The organism is Gelidibacter salicanalis, from assembly GCF_016469035.1.
GTDB lineage: Bacteria > Bacteroidota > Bacteroidia > Flavobacteriales > Flavobacteriaceae > Gelidibacter > Gelidibacter salicanalis_A.
This window is the reverse complement of the sequence record NZ_JAEHJZ010000189.1, coordinates 1-262: the sequence shown is the minus strand read 5'-3', so window position 1 is coordinate 262 and position 262 is coordinate 1. Positions and strand designations below refer to the sequence as shown.

Sequence of the window (262 nt, the reverse complement as noted above, 5' to 3'; positions counted from 1 at the left end):
GGGCTTGTAGGCAGGGGCAGGGGTGTACTTGGGGGCGGGCTTGTAGGCGGCCTTGGGCTCATAGGGAGCATACTTGGCCTCACCCTCATAACGCACATCAGCCACGTATCCGGAGTAACCATCCTGAACGGTGTAGGTCACAATCTGGGTGCGACCATCGGGAAGGAGAACACGGTACTCGCCGTTGGTGGCATAACCATCACGAGCCTCGTTTTGGGCAAAGTCAAGACCGGCATATTGGTCTTGGACACCGTATTGGTAC

1 protein-coding gene is annotated in these 262 nt (G+C 57.3%); it reads right to left on the bottom strand.

Annotation, left to right across the window (positions count from 1 at the left end):
* Positions 1 to 262, bottom strand: a 262-nt coding sequence (locus JEM65_RS21315; RefSeq protein ID WP_199603745.1) for a chitin-binding domain-containing protein, incomplete at both ends; no start/stop codon positions are given.